At 66.4% G+C, this 4,588-nt stretch carries 6 protein-coding genes; 5 read left to right on the forward strand and 1 reads right to left on the reverse strand.

Annotated features, from left to right (window positions below; all coding sequences use genetic code 11):
• Nucleotides 1–446: 446 nt before the first annotated feature.
• From VFF46_RS32560 to VFF46_RS32580, 5 genes are all read left to right on the forward strand, one after another.
• On the forward strand, nucleotides 447–1,484 hold the full coding sequence (locus VFF46_RS32560) for a hypothetical protein (protein WP_325041077.1): 1,038 nt from the start codon (nucleotides 447–449) through the stop codon (nucleotides 1,482–1,484).
• Nucleotides 1,485–1,501: 17 nt separating this feature from the next.
• Nucleotides 1,502–1,846: a VOC family protein gene (locus VFF46_RS32565; RefSeq protein WP_325041078.1), complete on the forward strand. Its 345-nt coding sequence runs from the start codon at nucleotides 1,502–1,504 to the stop codon at nucleotides 1,844–1,846.
• A 134-nt stretch (nucleotides 1,847–1,980) separates the two neighbouring features.
• Complete coding sequence (locus tag VFF46_RS32570; protein WP_325041079.1) at nucleotides 1,981–2,379, forward strand: GNAT family N-acetyltransferase; 399 nt, start codon at nucleotides 1,981–1,983, stop codon at nucleotides 2,377–2,379.
• Between the two features lie 9 nt (nucleotides 2,380–2,388).
• A complete protein-coding gene (locus VFF46_RS32575) occupies nucleotides 2,389–3,402 on the forward strand; it encodes an LD-carboxypeptidase (RefSeq protein ID WP_325041080.1) in 1,014 nt (337 codons plus the stop codon).
• A gap of 241 nt (nucleotides 3,403–3,643) precedes the next feature.
• Complete coding sequence (locus tag VFF46_RS32580) at nucleotides 3,644–4,159, forward strand: putative immunity protein (RefSeq protein WP_325041081.1); 516 nt, start codon at nucleotides 3,644–3,646, stop codon at nucleotides 4,157–4,159.
• A gap of 9 nt (nucleotides 4,160–4,168) precedes the next feature.
• On the opposite strand, the gene VFF46_RS32585 is transcribed toward VFF46_RS32580, so the two are convergent.
• Nucleotides 4,169–4,411, reverse strand: a complete 243-nt coding sequence (locus VFF46_RS32585; protein WP_325041082.1) for a hypothetical protein — start codon at nucleotides 4,409–4,411, stop codon at nucleotides 4,169–4,171.
• Nucleotides 4,412–4,588: the final 177 nt, after the last annotated feature.

Consider the following 4,588-nt stretch of genomic DNA (forward strand, 5'->3'; position numbering starts at 1 on the left):
TCCGGGAACTGCTCCGCGACAAGCCGACGTACCAACGCCGCCTCGATCTCAATGCGCTCCGGCACAGGCCCAAGCTCCGGCGTCTCACTCATCCCGCCAGCATGCCCGACAACCCCCAACCAATCCTCCGCTTTTCTCGACAGTCGCGAACTGGCCCGCCGACGCGTGGGCCGCGATGTGGACCTGACGGCGGGGGACTTGTTCGAACCGTTCCCGTACGCCGACGCCAACTTCGACGACGTGGTCGCTTCCGTGGTCCTGCACTACATCGAGGACTGGACCAATCCTGTACCAGGCCCTGAACCCGACGGAACTACTTCGACCTTCATAAGCCTCATCTTCTGCACCCTCCAGTCTCGTCTCAGGCGCTGATTCGCCGCTATAGTGGCGCTTCCGTCGTGGAGGGCTGGGGACACATGGTGCGTTCAGTACGCCGTTTTCGATGCATGTCCGCGTTCGCCGGTCTCGTCGCCGGGATTGCGCTGACGATCGTGCAGATCTCGCCGCCGGCGATGGCGGCGGGCAAGTCGAACACTTTGGACGGCACCAGTTGTACCTGGGTGATCAACGAGCTCCCTCTGCCTGCCGGGTGGAGTAGCGGGAACGTGCACAACAGCGACCGCCATGACTCGTTCGCCGGCTCCGGCGTCGATGCCGACGGCAAGACGCGCCCGCTGGTGTGGCACGACGGTGACGTGATGGTGCTCGATACTCCGGCCGGCCTCAGCGCCACCGCGGAGGACGTGAACAGTCGAGGCGACGCAGTCGGCGTCGTATTCAGTCTCGACACTTCGACGCGCGGAGTCCTTTGGCGCGATGGGCAGATGATCGACCTTCCGCAACTGCCCGGCGGCGGCTACGCAGTACCTACGGCGATCAACAACGCCGGCCTCATCGTCGGGTACGCGGCAGGCGCCGACACCGCTCACGCCGTCACCTGGTCCGCGGACTCCCCGCAGTCGATCCACGACCTCGGCGTGGTGGCAGGCTCGGCCTACCTCACCGACGTCTCCGATCAGGGAACCATCGTGGGATGGACCGAGACAGTCGGCGACGAGTTCAGGCAGCAGGCGATCGCAGGCACAGTACGCGACGGGCTAATGGAACTGCCCGGCCCGGTCTCCGGTACAAACTCGATCGCATACGCCGCCGCAGGACGCTATGTCGCAGGTACCGCCGTACTGACCGCCGGATCTGGGGACCTCGGAGGCCCGGTCGTATGGGAACAGACGGAGCCACGTGCGCTGCCCGGACCGCAGGCCATGCCGTCCGCGGTGAACGACCACGGAACGGTCGTGGGATTCTCTTCTGACCTCGGCGCGGTCATCTGGACGGGTGACGACGAGCAGCAACTCCCGTCGCTCACCGCCGGCAACACCTTCTCCACGTCTGCCACGGCAGCAACCGACGACGACACGGTCGCAGGGACCAGCGCAGACGCACAAGGCCGATCCCGTCCAGTTACCTGGTCCTGCGCCTCCTGACAACGGAGGGCTCGGGCATGGCTGTGCAGGCGATCGATCTTCAGGTGGACGACGTTTCGGCCGCAACGCAGATACTGTCGGCGGCGTACGGCTGGCGCGTCCTCTCGGACGATCCGAACTTCGGCGAGTTGGACGCGGGTGGCCTCCGCGTGATGCTCTCCCGAGACGCCATGGTCCCTTGGGGCAAGCTTGACGGCTTGATCCTTCACCACTACGTCGACGACGTACAAGCAGCTGTGAATCGCGCCGTCGCCGCAGGGCTAGAACTGCTCGCCGGGCCGCTCCGCACCGACTGGGGCACCGAAGCCGCCTACCTCCGGGGACCTGGTCAACTCATCGTCGACGTATGTCGCGACGTCTGAACGGCGAAGCGCATCTGTATGACAGAGCGAACTCAGGCAGTTCGTATTCGAGACGCAGCGCCCGGCGACGGTGATGCGCTCGCGGAGCTGCATGCGCGGTCGCGGGCCGCGTACTACGGGCCGGCGGCTATGAGGTGTCAGCGGTTCCTGACGAGAAATACCGGGAAACGTGGCGCAAGATGGTGTCGGACTCTCGACTCGCCGTCCTGGTGGCTGTCCTGGGCGATGACATCGTCGGCGTGATCACGCTGGATGCCAACGGGGTGTTTCCGACCAATGCGCCTCACGAGACGCGCGTCCGGCTCGTCGGGATCTTCGTCGAACCAGGCCGGTGGTCGAACGGCGTTGGTAGCGCCCTGATGGCACGCTTCGTCTCCGTCGCACGCCAGGCTGACGCTGTGGGCGAGGTGGATGTCTGGGAGCGGAACTCTCGTGCCATCCGGTTCTACGAGCGACACGGCTGGACCCGGGACGGCACCTCGCGCCCGGGGCCAGCCGGGGCGGAGTACATCGGCTTCGTACACCTGCCATGACCGGGGGAGTTGTGGATTGGCGCGGCCACACCTTTCGAACGACTGAGCTGTCGGAGGTCGCTGCCAGACTTGCGCACCATGACTTCCACGGTCCTTCCCCCAGCACTGCGACCGCCTCACCTGAATCCCGGTGACCGCGTCCGTTTCGTCTCCCCGGCCAGCACACCGGACCGCGAACTGGTGGCGAAAGGCGTGGAGGTCGTCACGGATTGGGGCCTCCAAGTCGAGCTCGGCGATCACGTCTTCGACACCCTCGGGTACCTGGCCGGCGCCGATGAGGATCGGCTGGGGGACCTCAACGATGCCTTCCGTGATCCGGGAGTACGCGCGGTCTTCGCCACCCGCGGCGGCAAAGGTGCCGCCCGCATCGCCGACGGTCTCGACTTCGACGCGGTACGACGCGACCCCAAGCCGCTGATCGGCTTCAGCGACATCACCGCCTTGCACCTCGCGCTGTGGAACCAAGTCGGCCTGGTCGGCATGCACGGGCCTTCCATGAGCTGGTACGAGCCGAACTGCGGCCCCGAGTGTGCCGAGGCCTTACGCCGCGCATTGATGACGACCGACGAGATCGTCGTACGCCGGAATCCGAAGGAACTGACCGCCGCCCTGACCGAAGGCGAGGTGGCCGCGGGATTCCTGATGGGCGGCAATCTCGAGGCCATTCGCTGCGCAATCGGCGTAGACCTGCGCAGCTTGGACGGCGGCATCCTCCTGATCGAGGAGAACCGCGGCACAGGTCTTGGCATGGTCGACCGTCAACTGACCCAACTCATGAGATCGGGCCTGCTCAACGGCCTGCGCGGCGTCGCCGTAGGTCAGATCACTGGGTTCGAGGACGACCGAAGCAACGGATGGAGCGTGCTCGACGTACTGCGCGACCGCCTGTCGAAGCTCAACGTTCCCATCCTCGGCGGCCTCCCGCTCGGACACGGTCTGCATCCAGCCACCGTCCCACTCGGCACCCTCGCGACAATCGACCCAGCAGCAGGCACCCTTACCGTCGCCCCAGGCGTCCGATGAACGCCAGACGCGTCCCACCACATAACGCTCATCCGGCGCGTAACGACGTACCGGCACAGGTGGCGGCGTCGCCCCAGCCGAGGCTGGGGCGAACGGACATCTGCCTCGCCCGCCCGTCGGCCTGACGGCGAACCGGGATCAGGCTCCACGAACCGTGGCGACGTACCAGGGAGTTGACCGGCCGGGAGTAGGCTGCGCCAGTATCTGATGCCGGGCGACGTATGGAGGGGGAGTGGCACGAATGATCCTTCCGAAGGTCCGGGATCCGCGCTTCGTGACGATCCGCCGGGGCGGGACCTTGACGGACTCGGATCATCACTTGCTCGCTCTGTGGGCCGCATCATGCGCTGAGCATGTCTTGCACCTTTTCGAGTCCGCGCACCCGGAGGATCCGAGACCGCGTCAGGCCATCGAGCACGCCCGCGCCTGGGTTCGTGGCGAGGTCAAGATGATGGAATCTCGCGCAGCGGGCGGTCACGCCATGGGAGCAGCACGAGACAAACAAGGGGCAGCACGGTACGCCGCGTACGCGGCCGGCCAGGCCGGTGCCGTGCCGCACGTCGCCGCCCACGACCTCGGTGCGGCCGCCTACGCAATCAAGGCCGCACGCGCCGCGGCGCCAACCGGCAAGGCCGAGACCGCCGGCCGACTCGAGTGCCGCTGGCAACGTGACCAACTGCCGGATACGATCCGCGACCTCGTACTCGACGACCAGCGCTTACGGAACGCGATCTGCTGGTCAGTGTTCGACTGCTAGGCATCTCGGTCAGTTGTACGGGGCAACGTCATCGGGAAGGTCGTTCGTGGAGAACGGAGCCCATCCGTCCTCGGTAGCCATCACATAGGTCGCGGCGGGTTGAGCTGCCGCCCATTCCAAGACGGCGGCGCGATCACCCTCGACGTCGGCTGTGCCGGCGACCGCGCCTCGGTCCGGCTCCGGGTACCCGTCCACCCAAGTCGCGGCCCAAACCAATTCGAGGTCGAGGTTGCGGGCTTTGTGCACGTACATGGTGCCGTGCCCGGGCCGAGGGGCACCCATCCGTTGCTCGGGACCGATCGGGGCGTCCGCTAGCTCGGCTGGCAGATAGCGTGCGCCCTGCCTACGGCGTTGGCCACTCACCTCTTCATCCTAGGCCGGGCAAATGGGTCGTGCGACGAAGCAACCCACTTGGGTTAAGTGGCAGGC

The organism is Kribbella sp. (assembly GCF_035655035.1).
Taxonomy (GTDB): Bacteria; Actinomycetota; Actinomycetes; order Propionibacteriales; family Kribbellaceae; genus Kribbella.